At 67.3% G+C, this 17,925-nt stretch carries 17 protein-coding genes and 1 pseudogene; 7 read left to right on the plus strand and 11 right to left on the minus strand.

Annotated elements, in window-relative coordinates:
• Positions 1 to 28 precede the first annotated feature (28 nt).
• The 8 genes from B7P44_RS26000 to B7P44_RS26035 form a co-directional block, all read right to left on the minus strand.
• On the minus strand, positions 29 to 1,186 hold the full coding sequence (locus tag B7P44_RS26000; protein ID WP_084908799.1) for a DUF1501 domain-containing protein: 1,158 nt from the start codon (positions 1,184 to 1,186) through the stop codon (positions 29 to 31).
• Between the two features lie 2 nt (positions 1,187 to 1,188).
• Positions 1,189 to 2,583, minus strand: coding sequence for a DUF1800 domain-containing protein (locus B7P44_RS26005; protein ID WP_084908800.1), 1,395 nt, complete (start codon positions 2,581 to 2,583; stop codon positions 1,189 to 1,191).
• A gap of 221 nt (positions 2,584 to 2,804) precedes the next feature.
• Positions 2,805 to 3,359: a 2OG-Fe(II) oxygenase gene (locus B7P44_RS26010; protein ID WP_157721106.1), complete on the minus strand. Its 555-nt coding sequence runs from the start codon at positions 3,357 to 3,359 to the stop codon at positions 2,805 to 2,807.
• Positions 3,360 to 3,526: 167 nt separating this feature from the next.
• Positions 3,527 to 3,916 (minus strand): hypothetical protein, encoded by a 390-nt coding sequence (locus B7P44_RS26015; RefSeq protein WP_084908802.1) that lies wholly within the window; start codon positions 3,914 to 3,916, stop codon positions 3,527 to 3,529.
• 400 nt (positions 3,917 to 4,316) lie between these two features.
• A complete protein-coding gene (locus tag B7P44_RS26020) occupies positions 4,317 to 4,685 on the minus strand; it encodes a hypothetical protein (protein WP_133117911.1) in 369 nt (122 codons plus the stop codon).
• Positions 4,685 to 5,188 (minus strand): periplasmic heavy metal sensor, encoded by a 504-nt coding sequence (locus tag B7P44_RS26025; protein ID WP_084908804.1) that lies wholly within the window; start codon positions 5,186 to 5,188, stop codon positions 4,685 to 4,687. The genes B7P44_RS26020 and B7P44_RS26025 overlap by 1 nt, the downstream gene beginning before the upstream one ends.
• Complete coding sequence (locus B7P44_RS26030; protein ID WP_084908805.1) at positions 5,185 to 5,601, minus strand: hypothetical protein; 417 nt, start codon at positions 5,599 to 5,601, stop codon at positions 5,185 to 5,187. The genes B7P44_RS26025 and B7P44_RS26030 overlap by 4 nt, the downstream gene beginning before the upstream one ends.
• Positions 5,598 to 6,356, minus strand: coding sequence for an RNA polymerase sigma factor (locus tag B7P44_RS26035; RefSeq protein ID WP_407924020.1), 759 nt, complete (start codon positions 6,354 to 6,356; stop codon positions 5,598 to 5,600). The genes B7P44_RS26030 and B7P44_RS26035 overlap by 4 nt, the downstream gene beginning before the upstream one ends.
• 455 nt (positions 6,357 to 6,811) lie before the next feature.
• Between B7P44_RS26035 and B7P44_RS26040 the strand changes: the two genes are divergently transcribed.
• From B7P44_RS26040 to B7P44_RS26055, 5 genes are all read left to right on the plus strand, one after another.
• Complete coding sequence (locus tag B7P44_RS26040) at positions 6,812 to 8,500, plus strand: purple acid phosphatase family protein (RefSeq protein ID WP_084908806.1); 1,689 nt, start codon at positions 6,812 to 6,814, stop codon at positions 8,498 to 8,500.
• Positions 8,501 to 8,789: 289 nt separating this feature from the next.
• Entirely contained in the window at positions 8,790 to 9,080 is a 291-nt protein-coding gene (locus tag B7P44_RS36715) for a hypothetical protein (protein WP_133117913.1), read from the plus strand.
• Positions 9,081 to 9,268: 188 nt separating this feature from the next.
• A complete protein-coding gene (locus tag B7P44_RS26045) occupies positions 9,269 to 10,027 on the plus strand; it encodes a hypothetical protein (protein WP_084908807.1) in 759 nt (252 codons plus the stop codon).
• A 112-nt stretch (positions 10,028 to 10,139) separates the two neighbouring features.
• Positions 10,140 to 10,400, plus strand: a complete 261-nt coding sequence (locus tag B7P44_RS26050) for a hypothetical protein (RefSeq protein ID WP_010094057.1) — start codon at positions 10,140 to 10,142, stop codon at positions 10,398 to 10,400.
• A 217-nt stretch (positions 10,401 to 10,617) separates the two neighbouring features.
• Complete coding sequence (locus B7P44_RS26055) at positions 10,618 to 10,917, plus strand: DUF4148 domain-containing protein (RefSeq protein WP_084908808.1); 300 nt, start codon at positions 10,618 to 10,620, stop codon at positions 10,915 to 10,917.
• Between the two features lie 81 nt (positions 10,918 to 10,998).
• Here the strand turns inward: B7P44_RS26055 and B7P44_RS26060 are convergent, their stop codons facing one another.
• From B7P44_RS26060 to B7P44_RS26070, 3 genes and pseudogenes are all read right to left on the minus strand, one after another.
• Positions 10,999 to 12,765 carry a sensor domain-containing diguanylate cyclase gene (locus B7P44_RS26060; RefSeq protein WP_084908809.1) on the minus strand — a complete coding sequence of 589 codons (1,767 nt, stop codon included), beginning with the start codon at positions 12,763 to 12,765 and terminating at the stop codon, positions 10,999 to 11,001.
• Positions 12,762 to 13,886, minus strand: a complete 1,125-nt coding sequence (locus B7P44_RS26065; RefSeq protein WP_084908810.1) for an ABC transporter substrate-binding protein — start codon at positions 13,884 to 13,886, stop codon at positions 12,762 to 12,764. Before B7P44_RS26065 ends, B7P44_RS26060 begins: the two co-directional genes overlap by 4 nt.
• A 373-nt stretch (positions 13,887 to 14,259) precedes the next feature.
• A pseudogene (locus B7P44_RS26070) lies at positions 14,260 to 14,425 on the minus strand (FCD domain-containing protein); the annotation flags it as partial.
• A gap of 109 nt (positions 14,426 to 14,534) precedes the next feature.
• Between B7P44_RS26070 and B7P44_RS26075 the strand changes: the two are divergent.
• Together B7P44_RS26075 and B7P44_RS26080 are read left to right on the plus strand one after the other, a co-directional pair.
• Positions 14,535 to 15,956, plus strand: coding sequence for an aminotransferase-like domain-containing protein (locus tag B7P44_RS26075; protein ID WP_084908811.1), 1,422 nt, complete (start codon positions 14,535 to 14,537; stop codon positions 15,954 to 15,956).
• A gap of 171 nt (positions 15,957 to 16,127) precedes the next feature.
• The gene (locus tag B7P44_RS26080) at positions 16,128 to 17,912 is read left to right on the plus strand and encodes a nitrite/sulfite reductase (protein ID WP_084908812.1); all 1,785 of its coding nucleotides are present in this window, start codon (positions 16,128 to 16,130) and stop codon (positions 17,910 to 17,912) included.
• Positions 17,913 to 17,925 lie beyond the last annotated feature (13 nt).

Genomic DNA, 17,925 nt, shown 5'->3' on the forward strand with positions numbered 1-17,925 from the left:
GGCCGCGAGCGCGCCGGCATGCGCCGCGTCACGCGGGTTCGCGCAGCAGGCCCGTGAACGGCCGCGGCGCGTCGCGTTGCGCGAACAGCACCGACGCAGTGTGCGCAGGGTCGAGCCGCAGGCTTTCCGCCGCGGCGCCCGCGATCAGCGCATCGAGCGACGCGGTCGGCTTCAGGTCGCGGCCTTCGTACAGATCGCCCGGACGCAGCCCCGGCCAGTCGGCGAGCACGCGCCCGCCCGCCACCGCGCCGCCCGCGAGCATCGCGACCGACGCCTGGCCGTGGTCGGTGCCGCCCGTGCCGTTCGCCGCGGCCGTGCGGCCGAACTCCGTCGCGACCAGCACGGTGGTCTGCCGCCACGCCGGCCCGAGGCCGTCGCGCAACGCCGCGAGCAGCGTGTCGAGCGCCTTCAGCTGGTTGGCGAGCCGCGCATTCTGCGCGCTGTGCGTATCCCAGCCGCCGGTTTCGATCATCGCGATCCGCGGGCCGTCGTCGCGCGCGAGGAACGTCGCGGCGAGCCGGCCGACGCTCGCGGGGTCCTGCCGCGCGCCGGCGTCGCCCGCGAGACCGCGCGCGGCCATCGCCGCCTGCCACAGCGGGCCGAGCTGCGGGTCCGCGTCATACAGCGACGACACGCGCGTCAGCAGATCGTCAGGCGCGGCGGGCAGCCCCGACGGCGCGTAGGACGCCGCCTGCACCGCACCGCGCAATGCGAGCGGCACGGTCGGCGCGAGCGCGAGCGCGCGTTCGCCGGTGGCCGGCAGCATCCCCGCGAGCCGGTTGAGCCAGCCGTCCTTCACCTGGTACGGCGCGCGGCCGCCCGTCTCGAGCACGTTCTGGCCGTCGAAGTGCGAGCGGTCGCGATACGGCGACGCGATCGCGTGGACGAACAGCGCCTGCCCGTCGCGGTACATCTGTGCGGTCTGCGTGAGCGACGGATGGAGCGCGAACGTGCCGTCGAGCCGCGTCGCGGCCGACGCGTCGATCGCGAGCGCGCCGCGCAAGCCTGTGTACGCGGGCTCCGCATACGGCACGACGATGTTGAGACCGTCGGCCGCGCCGCGCTGGATCACGAACACGAAACGCCGGTCGGTCGCGACGTTCGCGAAGACGATCTGCGGCGCGACGAGGATCGCACCGGCGCCGGCGGCGGCGACGCTGAGGAAGCGGCGGCGGGACAAGGCCATGTTCATCTCCGTTGGAAGTCGGGCGACACGATCAGCAGCGCGAGCGCGGTCGTTACGCTTTCGGCGCGCGACAGCGCGGTTGCGGTCGGGGCGCTCATCGAGCCGGCGAGCAGCGTGTTGCCGAGCGTGCGGGGGTCGAGGCCGTCGCCGGTGCGCGCGGCGAGGCGCTGGGCGATTTCGACGCGACGGACCAATGCGTCGGGTGCGGCCCAGCTTGCCGCCACGTCGTCGTAGCCGGCCGGTGATCCGGGGCGCCAGATCGGCTGGCCGAGCTGTGTCATGAGTGACGCGGCTTTCAGGTCGCCTGCGTCGCGCCAGCCGAGCCCGCGCAGCGACGATACGGCCCACTCCCACGGCGTCTTGAACTTGCGGTTGATTGGCGACCATGCGTCGGGGGCGTCGATGAGCGCGCGGTAGACAGTCGCCAGGTCGCCGCCGCTTGAGTCGAATGCACGGGCGAGACGTTCGGTGAGCGCGGGCGGTGGGTTGTCGGCGACGAAGTGGCGGGCGAGCTGGAACGCGATGTGGCGGCCGGTTGCGGGTGCACGCGCAAGATCGTGCAGGATCGCGCGCGATTGGGCTTCGCCCGGTTGGTCGTAGGTGCGGCCCATGACGGTGCGCGTGCCGGGCTCGTGCAGCTTCGGGCGGAATACGAATGCGCCGGGTGCGGCGTCGCCGGGCTGCGGGCCGCGACCGCCGGCAATGCTCCAGCCGGTCAGCGCACGCGCAAATTCGGTGACGTCGTTCTGTGTATAGCCGGTGCGCACGCCGAGCGTGTGCAACTCCATGATCTCGCGTGCGAGGTTTTCATTGAGGCCGCGCCGGTTGGTGGGGTTGCGTGATTCGGCGCGTAGTGCTGCCGGGCTGTCGGGGCCGACCGAGCGGGCCTGGTCGAGAAACAGCTGCATCGCAGGGTGCTGCTCGACCGCGACCAGCATGTCCTCGAAACGGCCGAGCACGTGCGGGCGGATCGCGTCGCGTTCGAATGCGCCGGCGTAGGCGGATACGGGGCCTTTGTCGATTGAGACCGCGAAGTGGTTCGCCCAGAAGTGCACGAGGCGTTCGATGAACGGCGCGGGCGTGGTCAGCGCGCTGGTCAGGCGGGCCGAGACTGCGCTGCGATAGACGTCGTGGCCGTCGCGGCGGATCGACTGTTCGGTCGCGCGTTTTGTGGCCGGGTCGGTGGTGGTTATCGCATTGCGTGCGCTGGCGAAGCGAGTGGCGAGCGCGACGGCGTCGGGTTCGGCGGACCATGCGGCCGGCAACGCTTCATAGCGGGAAAACTGCGCAAGCAGCGACGCTTTCGGGTCGGCAGGCGGCGGATCGTCGGCGCGCGCGCCGAGACCGAAGCGGTTCAGCGCAATGGCGGCCGGGGTGGCGTCGGTTGGGTGGTCCATGGACGGGGCTCTCGCGGTGCGTACCCACGTTTAACGCGGGGTGGCGAGATATCCGTCGGCGGACTGGCAGATTTTTTGGGGTCTTCGCTGGTTTTCGGGCGGGTCGGCTGAGACCCGAAGCCGCCCGTTGGACGCCGGCCAACTGCCGACTGACCGTGCTGACGCCCGAAAGTGGTCGTTGGCTGTTCAAAGCGAAGCGAACATCCGCCGCTTGACGTTAATCACTCGGTGTAAAAAAGGTCCGTGCGCAGCACATACTTCTCGCCCGAATTGACCGACCTACCCTCGTGCCACATGCGATGTTCGAAAAGAAGCGCATCCCCCGCGCGCGGTGCAATCGGCCGATAGGCCCACTGCTCACGTGGGCCATAGGGCATCAGCACCGTCTCCCCGCCATCGGCGTCATTGAGATAGAAGAGCGCGGTGACGAGGCTTTCGTTCTGCCCGTCCTGGTACGAGCCGTCCCGATGCGGCTTGAAATACTGCCCCTCCCGATAGCGGTAAAAGCGGAAGTGGCCGCCCGTCGCCACATAGCGCATCCCGTCCAGCTGGCGAGGAAAGCCATTTCCCATTGCTTTGACAAGACAGGCCTCAAGCTGCGTCGCGAGTTCAGGATTGTCCCACTCGAGCCGGTCGTTGTTCCGCACCGACTCGCGGCGCTGCATTTCGCCATAGAAGTTGACCGATGCCGCCTCGAAAGTCCGCTGGCGCGCGAACTCACGTAACTCGGTGCATAGGGGAGTTGGAATTGCTTCAGGCACGTGCTGGATGAACATTGGAACTCGGAATTTATTATTGGAAGGGCGTCGCCCTACTTCGACAGGGGTTACGGATGATATTTCGGCCTGCTTCTCGTGCCGGGTTACCAGAAGCATGTGCACGTCAGTCGCGCCGATAACGACACAGTCGTCACCGGCTTCATTGCATCCGGCGTCCTCGAGAATCAGCCGACCAGGATATAGAGCGTGTTCTTCGGTCGCGCACCGCCGGGACCGTTGCTGCATTGCAGCAGCAGTTTGCCGGTTTCAGGGTGCGTGATGCCGCCACGGAAATTCCTGATGGCCTCACGCTCCAAACGATCGAAGGCGTTCTCGACAAGGTTGCCCGCCTCCTCGTAAATCGGGCACATCAAACTGAACGAGGGCTTGTGGGCCTGGTGAGAGGCCAGCCGGCTCTTCACATCACCGGTGATGCCGATATAGAACTTGCTGTATTCCGGTTTTGCGGCAAATACGTTCAACACCTGACGCAAATGCCCGATGACAGAGGCGTGGTTAATGACGCCCACGTTCAGCAAATATTTTTCGTAAGGCGCGATAAGCTGCAAGGCCATGGGTGATCTCCACTCGTTGCGAAGCTTCAACAGGTTGTATTAGTGGTTCATCCGGACAAAGTCTGGGCGACTGGAAGTCGCCAAATCCCAAGCATTCCAGGAATGCAGCCGGATGAATATTCATAAGAATGCCCGACTTGCGTTTGCCCGTCGACTGGAAATGGTCCAGGACATCACTGAACATGGCCTGAGCGTTCCGTCATTGGTCAGCAATCGGGTGCATTGCTGACAGTGCCGGCGAGAACAACCATCGACAGCCGATGGTCAGCCGCCAGAGGGAAACTAACGCTTGAATGTCAGCGAGCCAGTGGGTGTCAATGACCCGAACCGTCCGACCTCGGCCCGACACCTTCAGCAGAGACCGCCTCGGAGCGGACGTTTCACATGCGGAATAGCGGCCTCAGTTCCCGTGGCCGTATATCTCGGTGACGATGACATGGCCCACAAGCCGGTGGTGTTCGAGGACATCGATGCGCTGGCCGACCTTTACGTTTTCTGAAAAGTGCATCCAGCTCGCAAAAGCGATTTCGACGTTCAGGGTTTCACCCGGGTAGTGCATTTCATTGTCACCGTATGCATGAAATCCACTGAAAAGGTAGCCGACGAACGGGAATTGGTGATGAGGGGCGTACCCGGAACGCACGCCGCGCACCTTCGGATCGGCGACGTCCAATGCTATATGGAATGTTCCTGCTATGTGTTTCACTGAGCTCCCGGCAGTTTCGTGAATATGATGAAAAACGCGACCTGCTGCGATATCGATACCCATCACCGGCTCGCCGCCTCGTCCGGTTTCTTCTGCTGCTTCACCGGCAGCCGCCAATTGCCGCTGCGCTTCAACCCGTCGACAAACTTCGCGCGCTCATCCGGCGCCAGCGTCACCGCAAAATCGACGACGCTGGTCTCGACCTGCGCGCGCAACGCACTGTCGGACGCCCGCGTACGCGCCAGCGCCGCGTCGATCGCCGGGCGATCGAGCTGTGGCGCGGCGAGCAGGTCCAGCACCATCAACCTGCCGTCGCGCCCTTGCTGCGCGAGATCGCGACCGTCCTGGCGCGCCTGCTTCAGCGTGGCGGCGAACTCGCGCTGGCGCATCCACGACAGCTCGTCCGCCGCGAAGCGCAGCGCGGTGTGCTGCGCCGGCGCGCCGGCCGCGTGCGCGTCCCGGTGCGTCGTCATCCACTGATATGCGCCGCCGACGATCCCGCCGAGCATGAACACGTTCAGCACGGCCGAGCCGACGAACGCGCGCTTCCATGAACGTTCGCTCATTGGTCGCTCCAGTCGGCGCTCGATCCGCCGAAGCTCGTCGTCAGGTAGCCGGGTTCGTGCGACGGCGGCGGGCTGCCGAGCATCAGCATCGACACGGCGGCCGCGCCCGCGAGCGCGCCTGCCAGCCCGACGCCCGCGAACGCCGCGCCGGACCACCAGACCTGTCCGCGCCGCCGCGTGCGCCTTGGCGCGGGCGCCGTCGCCGCGATGCGCTCGACGAGCGCCGGCGCGGGCGGCTCGACCGCGTCGAGCGCGAGCCACGCGTCGAGTTCGGCGGCTTCGCCGAGCGCCGCGGCGGCCTCGGCGGGATGCGCGCGCATCCACGCTTCGGCGTCCGCGCGCTCGTCGTGCGGCCAGCGTCGCGCGTGGGCGCCGTACGCGGCGACGATGTCGCGAAATCGTTCAGGTGTCATCGCTTGTCCTCGCTTGGGTGGTCGCCGGCCAGCTGCGCGCGCAGGTTGCGCCTCGCGCGCGCGAGCAGGCTTTCCAGCGCGTCGACGGTGATGCCCATCAGGTTGGCCGCTTCCATGTTCGACATCTCCTGATAGTAATGGAGCACGAGCGCCTCCCGCTGCCGGGCCGGCAGCGCGGCGAGCGCCTGCCGCACGCGTTCGTCGCGCACCCGGTGCTCGGCCTGCACCGCCGGTTCCGGCTGCGGATCGGGGAGGTCCGGCAATTCGTCGGCCGGCTCCTCGCGCCGGCCGCGCAGCCGGTCGTAGCACAGGTTCAGCACCACGCGGTGCACCCACGTATCGAATCGCGCCTCGCCCTCGCGCCAGCGCGGCGCCTGTTTCCAGATCCGCACGAAGGTTTCCTGCGCAACGTCCTCGGCTTCCGTGCGGTCGCCGAGCATCCGCGTCGCGAGCGCAAGCAGCCGCGGCAGCTTGCGCGCGACGAGCGCGCGCACGGCCGACGGATCGCGCGCGCCGACCCGCGTCACGAGCTCCGCGTCCGGATCCCGCTCGCTCAACGCACGGCGCTCCGCTGCGTCGCGCACCGCCGGTGCCGCGACGGTCCGGCGGGCAGGCCCGCCGTCCGGCTGATGCTCATCGTCGTGCTCTCCTTGCGTGCCTGTCGCAACTTCGAGGCGGCGCCGCGCCGCCGACCCGGCGCGCATCGCCGTGGCATCCTGCGCATCGCTTTCTCCAGCATCCAGTTCGGGCGGCATGTCGACCATGTCGAACGTGCGCCGGCGGCCCGCTCGTGCTTTCCCGCACGGCCGTCCGCCGGCGCGATCACTATACGACGACCGGCGTAGGCGGGTAACAGGCCGGACACGCCGGCGCGGCATTGCAGCTTGCAACCAGCCGCAGCGGAATGGCGAGTTTCATCGGGAAGCTCCGATACGAGATTCACACCGGCCGGAAATGGCCGTTGCCGCGTTAAACGGTGGAGCCGGGAAAATCCGTCGCCGAGCCGACAAATAATTTGCGATGCCGACGTACGGGGATGCGTCCCCAGCCGAACACCCCCGCCCCCACTGTCACAACCCCGCAAAACTCCCCGTCAACAATGCGTGTCGCCGGGATCCCGCTCGCTTCCGGCCCACGCGTCCGCCGGCCCGTGTTGCGCCGGACCGTGCCGCTTTGCGTCCTCGTGCTCCCTTCACCGAGAATCCCGACCATGTCGAACCCGGACAACGCCCCCGATCAACCAAACGAACCGGTCGCCGCCGTCTCGCGCCGCGGCTTCCTGAAACTTGCCGGCGTATCCGGCCTCGCGACCGCGGCAGGCGGCCTCGCGGCAGCCGGCAAGGCCGCCGCGTCGAGCCCGGACGGCACGCCCGAGCAGATCCACCTGACGTGGGGCAATGACCCGGCGTCGGAAGTCGTGATCTCGTGGGCATCGCTTGCGCCGGCGGTCAATCCGCGTGCGCGGATCAGCGCCGAAGGCGAGCATTCGCGCGTCGTGCACGGCGTGCAGCGCCTGTACACGGACGGCCTCAACGGCGAGACGGTGTTCACGTATCACGCGCGCGTGCACGGCCTCAAGCCGGGCACCCGCTACCAGTACGTGCTCACGGCCGACAACGACGGCAACGCCGCGCAGCCGTTCACCGCGAGCTTCACGACGGCGCCGCGCGGCCGCGCGCCGTTCCGCTTCACGAGCTACGGCGATCTCGCGACGCCGAACGGCGCATGGGTGCTGTCGTCGCCGCAAAGCCGCTTCGCGGTGCAGGCGGTCGAGCAATTCCAGCCGCTGTTCCACCTGCTGAACGGCGACCTGTGCTACGCGAACCTGAACCCGGCGCACCAGCCCGAGGTGTGGCGCGACTTCGGCAACAACAACCAAACGTCGGCCGCGAATCGGCCGTGGATGCCATGCCCCGGCAACCACGAAGTCGAGTTCAACAACGGCCCGCAGGGCTTCGAATCGTATCTCGCGCGCTACCAGCTGCCCGAGAACGGCACGCACTTTCCGGGCCGCTGGTACAGCTTCCGCGTGAGCTCGGTGCTGTTCATCTCGCTCGACGCGGACGACGTCGTCTACCAGGACGCGGCCGCGTTCGTCGGCGGCCCGAACCCGCTCGTGCCGGCGGCGAGCACCGGCCATCCGCCGATCGAGCCGGGCACGTCGTTCTACATCCGCGGCTACAGCCGCGGCGAGCAGACCCGCTGGCTCGAACACACGCTGCACCACGCATCGAAGGACGACGACATCGACTGGATCGTCGTGCAGATGCACCAGGACGCGCTGAGCTCGTCGAAGACCGGCAACGGCTCGGACAAGGGCATCCGCGAGGCGTGGCTGCCGCTGTTCGACCGCTACGGCGTCGATCTCGTGCTGTGCGGCCACGATCACGACTACGAGCGCAGCTACCCGGTGCGCGGCTGCAACCACCGCGCGGGCGTCGACGCCGCGACGGGCGAAGTGGTCGACACGCTGCAGCCGCGTCCGGCCGTGCCGGCCGATCCGGCGCGCGCGACGTTCGACACGAGCCACGGGACGATCCACCTGATCCTCGGCGGCGGCGGCACGAGCGCGCCGCTCGACGTGTACGGCGAGAACCCCGCGACGGGCTTCGCGCAGGCGAAGGTGTTCACGAAGCCGAACCGGCCGGTGCCGGGCACAGCGCCGAACACGTTCGTGCGCAAGCCGGCCGACGCGCTCGAGGACGCGGTCTGGTCCGCGCGCCGCGATACCGGCACCGGCTACGGGATCGCGGTGTTCGACCATGATCCGGGCGCGCCGGGCGGCGACACGACGATCACGATGCGCTACTACCACGCGCCGGGCGCGGACCAGCAGCCGACTTCGCAGTACGAGCTGTTCGAGACGATCGTGATGAGCAAGATGCGCCGCGAGCGGTAAGCCGGCGGCATGCGGGTTGCGCGGCATCACGCGCGCAACCCGCCGGCAGGCGACGTCACGATTTCCGAACATGGAATGCGCCACCCGATCATGCAGGCATCGATAAATAATCCATGCCGGGAGACAAAATAACCTCCCCCTCTGTTAAAAATCCTCCGTATAAATAAAACGGCACACCTGACAAATCAGGCAGCTTGCTTGCCAAAAATCTCCTTGGCAACAATACTGCATTGGCATCGAATAGCTGGGACAGGCCAGCACTTCATGGACGACCAAACAGGAGCCGAAAATGTCCAAGCCCTTTGGAATCGCACATCCCGCAGAAAACGAGATCCTTCCTCCAGGCGCCCTGCGCATCCGGGGCTCGGGCCCTGTCGATTACAAGGTTCAGGCTTGCCTCATGAAAGCGGGAAAAATCGTGACGAATGCCGAATGGACAGTGACGATCGATGCCGACGGAGAATGGAAAGCGACTTATCCATCCCTCACCATCGGGGAAGACTGGAGCGTTCACGCATCGCTTATAACAAACATTCCAATCGCACCGGAAAATAAAGCGGTGAATTTCAAGGTTATATAGCATTCCAATATCGACGCGAGATTGCTTCTTAACATTCGCCAGAGCGCGTCCTATGCTGACTGAGAGCGAATGGAACATACCGTTCGTTTAATCATTTTCATTCCTTGACCGATATCGCACACGTGCTGGCCCGCGCGCCGCGCGCGGTTTGTCGTCGATGCGATTCATGCGCCATTCAGGAGCCGAACATGAACCGGACAACCCGGGCCGTGCTGTGGTGGCTGTGTCTCTTCGTCGCGCCGCTCGTGCTGGCGACGATCGAACTGTTTCATCCTGCCGGGTTCACCCATGACCCCGGCATGTTCGATTACCTGTCGAAGCCCGAATACGATCACAACCACGAGGCGCTTGCGTATTTCGGCCCCGCCTGGTGGTTTGCGCTGCACATGATCCAGACGCCGTGCGTCGTGCTCGTCTGCATCGGGCTCTGGCTGCTCGTCGGCGACGATCCGGGCCCGGTCGCGTGGCTGGCGCGCCTGTCGACCTTCGTTTTCCTGGTTGCCTATACGGTGCTGGACGCGGTCGGCGGCATCGGGCTCGGCCGCTTGCTGCAGATCGCCGCGCAGATGACGCCGGACCAGCACACGGCCATCGCGACGCTGCTCGACAAGTTCTGGGTGGACCGCTGGACGGGCGGTGTCGGGTCGTACATCAGTCTGACCGGGTCGTGGGCGGCGTTTTTCGCGACGGCGTTCGTCGGGCTCGAACGCTGGTTGCGCCGGCGCAACCGGGCCGCCGTGGTGCTCGGCATCCTGCTCGCCGCAGCGGGCTACCTGTTGCAGATCAGCCATGCCGCGATGACGGGCCCCGCCGCGTTCGCGTTGCTGACGATCACCGCGCTGGCGATGTATTTCCTCGAGCAGCGCGAAGACGCGAAAACGCCGCAAGCGGCCGCCGACACCCTCGCCGCGCCGCCGGACACGCGCCAGCCCGAGCTGGGGGCATGAGCGCGGCGGGACACGCCGCGCCCAAGACGTCGTGCTCCCGCTCCGTCGCGGATTCTTAACCCCTTGTTTTCCAAAGGATCGACGCAACGCAAGTCGCGTTAGACTGTCCGTCATGGACACATGCCGTTATTGCCAGAGAATCCGCGACGAATGGGATTGCCACGGAGACGAATGCCGCCGGGCGATCGCGAAGGCGCTGCGCCGGCAGCGCGCGGGCCTGCCGATGGTGGCCGACCGCATCCGCAACGAACTCCCTTCCGGCGCCCCCACCCAGCAGGTGATCGCCGTGCTGTCGCGCCAGCGCCTGCGGGCACGCCGCGGCAACGAGGAACGCCGCGAGCGCAAGGAAATCGACGACGCCGACAGCGTCTGACCCGCCCGCCCCCCTGGCTCGGCCCTCCCCCGATCCATGACAAAACGCGCCACAATCATTAGGGACAGACGGTATTTTTCTCGAAATTATTGACTTACGTGTAACTATCTTTCGCCCAAATCCACGTTTACCCTGAATCCTCCGACGCCTACGATGTATTCAACCGCTTACGACATGGTGTCGAACGCGGAAAGCCAAACAAACATCGGAGGTCATCATGAAATCGCTCATCACCGCAGTCGTTGCCGCCACCGCCCTGTCCGCCTCGTTCGGCGCATTCGCGCAAAGCACCGTGACCCGCGCGCAAGTGCGCAGCGAACTGGTCCAGCTCGAGCAGGCCGGCTACAAGCCGAGCGTGGCAAGCCCGCACTACCCGGACGACATCCTGGCCGCGCAAGCCCGCGTGCAGGGCGCCGACAGCACCGGCTATGGCGCGCAGGCCGCACCGGTCGTCCAGGGCGGCGCCCCGGCGATCAACGCACGCAACCCGCGCGACTCGGTCTACTTCGGCCACTAAGTCCGCCGCTGCGCGCCCGGCGTGCAGCCCCGCTCCCGCGACAAGCCCGTCCGACGACGGGCTTGTCGCATTGGCGAACGCCTACGGTGACGCATGCCGCGCGCCGTCCGTGCTCGCGCCGGCGCCGGAAACCAGCTCCTGGTAACGCACGCACGCGCACTGCGCCGACGCCTTCGCCGCGTACATCGCGGCATCCGCCTTGACCAGCAGCTCCTCGGCCGACGCGCCGTCGAGCGGATACTCGCTGACGCCGATGCTCGCACCCACCGCCATGCGCCGCTCGCCGAACTCCAGTTCCTCGGCCATCACGATCTGGATGCGCGACGCGATGTCGCCGATCAGCTCCGGCGTGCGCACCCCGGCGATCAGCACGATGAACTCGTCGCCGCCGAGCCGCGCGGCCATGTCGCCGCTGCGCAGCACCAGGTTCAGGCGCTTCGCGACCGCGACGAGCGTGCGGTCGCCGGCCGAATGCCCGAGCTGGTCGTTGATCTGCTTGAAGCGGTCGAGATCGACGAACATCACCGCGAGCCCTTCGTTGGTCAGCGCCGCGTGGCGGATCGCGCCGTCGAGCCGCTCCATGAACAGCATCCGGTTCGGCAGGCCCGTGAGCATGTCGTGCCCGGCGAGATGGGTGAGCTCCTGCTGCTTCGCGCGCAGCATCGTCACCTGCGTGTGGATCTCGACGCGCATGCAGTCGAAACAGCGCGCGAGAATGCCGATCTCGTCCGAGCGCCCGACCGGCAGCCGTTCGGCGGCGGGATCGTCGAACACGTGCATCGCCGCGCGCGCGAGCACCTGCAGCGGCCGCGTGATCGCGCGCGCGAACAGGATCGCCAGGATCACCGCGAGCACGCTCGAGATCAGCACCATCCGGACGATCCGCTCGCCGAGCATGCCGGCCGGCGCCAGCACGTCCGACAGCGGCCGGGCCAGCCCGAGCACGACGAAGCGGTTGCCTTCGCCGCGGCTGAACGGCGTGCGCGCGAACGCGAGCATCTGCCCGATTGCCTGCTCGGGATCCGCGAGGCCGTTGATCGTCACGTTCGTGCGCGCCTCGTCGAACAGCGGCCGCGTGACCGGGAAGCTGTCCTGCATCAGCACGCGCCGCCCGCGATCGAAGCCGAACATCTGCGATGGATCGGGATGGACGAGAAAATCCCCCCACTCGTTCGCGAGATACACGAGATAGTTTTCCGGCAGGTCGCGCTCGAGCCGCGAAAACACGCGCGTCAGTTCGACGTCGATCACGAGCGCGCCGACCGTCTCGCCAGCCGCATCGACGACCGGCGTGCCGACGCGCAGGATCGGCTGCCCTTCGGCCGCGTGCGAGCCGGTCTCGTGGTTGATCGCGATCGGCGACAGGTAGACGTGCCCCGGCGCGGTCGCGAGCGTATCGAATACGTAGGAGAACTGTCCTTTCTCCTGCAATTCGCTCCCCGGCAGCACGACGACGCCGCGCGCATCGCGATCCACGCGAATCCGCTCGATCCCGAATTGCGCGCGCGCGATCAGGCGGATCTGCATGTATTCCGGATGATGCGTCATGAAGCTGTAGTACACCTGCTCGAGCCGCAGGCGTCGTACGGCGCCTGCGTCATTGCCGCTTGCGACGGCCGGCGACGACGGCATCGTCGCGAGCACCAGCGCGTCGTCGGCGACGTCGCCGAGCGCGGCGGTGAAACGCTGCCCCAGCAGCTGCGTCGACATCAGCAGGCTGTGCTGCGCCTCCTGCACAAGCATCCCGCGATTCGCGCGGTACGTGTAATAGCCGGTCGCGCCGGACGCGACGACGCCGATGCACGCAAGCAGCACCGACAGCTTCGACGTGAGACCGAGCTTCATCATTTGCCGAAACGCTCCGGCCGATCGCCCGACACGATGCGGCCCCACAGGGCCTCGCGGCGCGCGATGTCCTCGACGGGCTGGATCCACACCAGATGCTGCCGGCCCGCGTCGAGTTCCGGCGGCGGCGTGAGCGTGTTCGCGAGCCCCTGGCGTTGCGTGAGCAGCGTGCCGATCTCGGGCTCGAGCATGTAGTTGATCCACGCGAGCGCCAGCTCCGGATGCTCGACGCCACGCGTCATCGCCCAGCAGTCGAGCCAAGCGAGCGCGCCTTCGTCCGGAATCACATAGCCGACGTCCGCGCCGGCGCGGCGCAGCAGTTCGACCTGCTGCGTGCCGTAGTTGCCGAACATCAGCGCCGCGCGATGCAGCACGAACAGCGCGGTCGCCTCCTCGGGCAGCGTGTAGTAGGTGAGCAGGTTGCGGCGCAGGTCGATCAGCTTGCGTGTGACGATGCGCGTCTGCGCCGCCGACAGGTGGAACGGATCGGCATAGCCGAGCGCCAGCGCGGTGAACGAGAAATTGTGCTGCGCGCTGTTGAAGTCGAGCACCTTGCCCCGATAGCGCGGATTCCACAGCTCGAGCATCGAATGCGGCGCGACCGGAATCTGCTTGCGGTCGTAGATCAGCCCCATCGACGAATACGTGAACGGAATCCCGTATGTCACGGCGCCGCGCGTGAGCCCGCCGATCTTCCCGACCTGCTGGAAGTTCGGCAGCTGCAGCCGCCGGTTCGGTATCCGCGACAGATCGAGCGGCGCGAGCAGGTTGTCGCGCGCATAGCGCTGGATCTCGGCGGTGTTCGCCGCGAGCACGTCATAAGGCGGCGGCGAAGCGCTATGCATCCGCGACCATAACGCTTCGTCGGAATCGACGAGCGTCACTTCGACGCGAACATGGAAGCGCGTTTCGAAAGCGCTGACGACGTCGTTGTCCGCGTAACCCGGCCACGCGAGCACGCGCAAAACGTTTTCGTTTGCGGATTCCGGCGCGGCAATGCCCGCCGGGCACGCCACGCCCAACGCCGCTATGACGAGAATCGTGCGCAACGCTACGTTGACCCCGCGCCAACCTGCGCCGATTCCCCTGAACAATCGGACCGAGTCCGCACCGCCTGGTTGCATTCGACTGTCCTTTTTTCTCTAGTCGATGCGATCGCTTGAGCTTGCTACGAGACCATAAAAAGAATCCCCATGCAATTAGCACTCGCCGCACGCGGATTCTTTTTTACGGTTTACTTCCGGGAAAATGGAATGATTCGCGATACGTATTTAATTCGATATCCTGATTCGTTGTGCGCACAAACGAATCAGGAGCGGTCGGGACAATTGTCCGCGGGAAAATGTGACCGCCTCATTTTGATTGCGTGATGGCTCGCGCGATGCGATCGAACGCGCATCCTTCATACGGATCGCATCCTTGCTATCTACATATCGATCGGCAACGCGTGCGAATTGCCTCTTTTCGTCAGGCAACCGTCCGGCACGCCAGCCGACTTCAACGCCACGCCTGCGTGAACTCCGCGTTCACTCGCGACAGGTGCGCGCAATGCCGACGAATGGAAGTGCTCATCGAGCTTGTCCCTCATCGCGGTGACCATGTGCAGCAGCACCGCATTACCGGTGGATGCCACGATGCGCAGGTGAAACTGGCGATCCGCCGCCGCTCATGCGCGGCCCGAGCGGGCATCGGGGGAGCGGCCCAAGCTTTCCTTTTGCCGACGGCCATTGGACAATGTGCCCGCTTGCCGCGCCCGGCTCCTGCCTCCTTCGATGAAACGCTACGAAACCCTCGCCCACACGATCGCCGACGAGATCCGCAACGGCAACCTCGCGGTCGGCACGCGCCTGCCGTCGCTGCGCCAGATCATCGCGCAGCACGGCGTCAGCCAGTCGACGGTGTTTCGCGCGTATTACCTGCTCGAGCAATGGGGGCTGATTCGCGCGCGCGAACGCTCCGGCTATTACGTCGCGCCGGGCGCTCGCCCGAGCGCGAAGCGGCGCGCGAGCCGCGCCGCCGCGACGCGCAAGGTCGACATCAGCGATCTCGTGTTCTCGGTGCTCGACGCCGCGACGCAGCCCGGCATCGTGCCGCTCGGCTCCGCGTTTCCGGCGCCGCAGCTGTTTCCGCTGCCGCGCCTCGCGAAGTCGATCGCGCAGGCGACGCGGCTCGTCAGCCCGTGGAGCACGGTGGTCGACCTGCCGCCCGGCAACGAGCAGCTGCGCCGGCAGATCGCGCTGCGCTATCTCGCGATGGGCGTGTCGCAGCCGGTCGACGAGATCGTCGTCACGAACGGCGCGCTCGAAGCGCTGAACCTGTGCCTGATGGCCGTCACGCGGCCCGGCGACGTGGTGGCCGTCGAGGCGCCGGGCTTCTACGCGGCGCTACAGGCGATCGAGCGTCTCGACCTGCGGGCGGTCGAGATTCCGGTCGATCCGCGCACCGGGCTCGACCTCGATGCGCTGGCGAACGCGCTCGACCGGCACAACGTGCGTGCATGCTGGTTCATGACGAATTTCCAGAATCCGACCGGCGTCACGCTGACGGCGGAGAAGAAGCGCGCGCTCGTCGAGCTGCTCGCGGCGCGCGACGTGCCGCTGATCGAGGACGACGTGTACGGCGAGCTGCATTTCGGCCCCGACTATCCGCTGCCCGCGCGCGCGTTCGACCAGCACGGCCTCGTGATGCACTGCAGCTCGTTCTCGAAGACGCTCGCGCCCGGCTACCGGATCGGCTGGGCGGCCGCGGGCCGTTATGCGGAGAAGGTGCAGCGGCTCAAGCTGATGACGACGCTGTCGGCGAGCATCCCCGCGCAGGCCGGCATCGCGAACTATCTCGAGCACGGCGGCTACGACCGCCATCTGCGCAAGCTGCGCGGCGCGCTGCACGGGCAGCTCGACCGGATGGACGACGCGCTGCGGCGCTGGCTGCCCGCGGGCGTCGAATGGGTGCGGCCCGACGGCGGGTATTTTCTGTGGCTCGAATTTCCGCAGGCGATCGACGCGATGGAACTGCATCGGCAGGCGATCGCGCGCGGAATCAGCTTCGCGCCGGGGCCGCTGTTTTCGGCGGCGCACGGCTTCGAGCGCTGCGTGCGCGTGAATTTCGGCCATCCGTGGAGCCGCGAGATCGAGCGCGCGATCCGCGTGCTCGGCGAACTGGTGGCGGAGCCGGCGGTGCGCAAGGCGGGCTGAGCCGGTCGGGCATACCGCCCGCGCCATCTGCTGCGCCGATTGCGCGCGCATCTGCTGCTTGTTCGCCCGCCCCGCCTTCCCTACCCTGTCCTTCAGTTGCGCAACGCCCGGCAACCTCCCCAACAAGCGGTGCGCGCCCCGTGCGCCGCCGCTTCCCACGCATCCGACTCCATGTATCGATATACGGTATTCGACCGCGCGCTCGTCAGGAGCCGCGCCGCCCAGTTTCGCGACCAGCTCGAACGCTGGCAGCGCGGCGCGCTGAGCGAAGACGCGTTCCGGCCGCTGCGCCTGCAGAACGGCTGGTACGTGCAGCGCCACGCGCCGATGCTGCGCGCCGCCGTCCCGTACGGCGAACTGTCGAGCGCCCAGCTGCGCGTGCTCGCCCGGATCGCCCGCGACTACGACGTGCCCGACGCGGCGACCTACCGTGCCGCGTGCGACGCGCAGGCCCTGCTCGGCACGACGCGCCTGCCGACCCGCAACGCGCACTTCACGACGCGCACCAACGTGCAGTTCAACTGGATACCGCTGTCGAAAGCGGCCGACGTGATGGACCTGCTCGCGACCGTCGACATGCACGGCATCCAGACGAGCGGCAACTGCATCCGCAACATCTCGTGCGACGAGCGCGCGGGCGTCGCTCCCGACGAGATCGCCGATCCGCGCCCGTTCGCCGAAGTGATGCGCCAATGGACGACGCTGCATCCCGAGTTCGCGTTCCTGCCGCGCAAGTTCAAGATCGCGATCACCGGCGCGGCCGAGGATCGCGCGGCGACCGACTGGCACGACGTCGGCCTGAAGCTCGTGCGCGACGACGCGGGAGAGCTGGGCTTTCGCGTGAGCGTCGGCGGCGGGATGGGCCGCACGCCGATGACCGCGACGCTGTTGCGCGCGTTCCTGCCGTGGCGGCACGTGATGAACTACATCGAGGCGATCGTGCGCGTGTACAACCGCTACGGCCGCCGCGACAACAAGTACAAGGCGCGCATCAAGATCCTCGTGAAGACCGAGGGGCAGCGCTACATCGACGACGTCGAAGCGGAGTTCCGCCAGATCGTCGAGCACGACGGCGGCCCGCATACGATTGCGCAGGCCGAGTTCGACCGCATCGCCGCGTGCTTCGTGCCGCCGCAGCGCAAGCCGCGCAGCGTCGACCCGCACGACGCGAACGCGCGCGTCGCCGCGCTCGCGAACCGGCATCCGACCTTCTCGCGCTGGCTCGCGCGCAACGTCGCCGCGCACCGGGACCCGGCGCTGCGGATCGTCACGCTGTCGTTCAAGCGGCGCCTGCAGGCGCCCGGCGACGCGTCGCCGGACCAGCTCGACGCGCTCGCCGATCTCGCCGAGCGCTACTCGGCCGGCGAGGCGCGCGTCACGCATGCGCAGAACGCGGTGCTGCCGTGGGTGCATGTCGACGACCTGTTCCTGCTGTGGGAAGACGCGCGCGCGGCCGGCCTCGCCAGCGCCAACATCGGCCTGCTGACCGACATGATCGCGTGCCCGGGCGGCGACTTCTGCGCGCTCGCGAACGCGCGCTCGATCCCGATCGCCGATGCGATCACCGAGCGCTTCCAGGATCTCGACCTGCTGCACGACGTCGGCGACATCGACCTGCACATCAGCGGCTGCATCAACTCGTGCGGCCATCACCACAGCGGCCACATCGGCATCCTCGGCGTCGACAAGGACGGCGCCGAGTGGTACCAGGTGACGCTCGGCGGCTCCGACGGCTCGGCCGCCAGCGGCCCCGCGCAGCCGGGCAAGGTGATCGGCCCGTCGTTCTCGGCGGACGAGATCGTCGACGTCGTCGACGCGCTCGTCGCCACCTATCTCGACGCGCGGCGCGACGTCGGCGGCCGCAGCGAGCCGTTCATCGACACGGTGCGCCGCATCGGCTCCGAACCCTTCAAGGCCGCCGCCAACCAGGCGCGGCATCTCGTCGCGAACGCATGATGAACGCACGGCA

The sequence above is a fragment of the Burkholderia ubonensis subsp. mesacidophila genome, from assembly GCF_002097715.1.
Lineage (GTDB): Bacteria > Pseudomonadota > Gammaproteobacteria > Burkholderiales > Burkholderiaceae > Burkholderia > Burkholderia mesacidophila.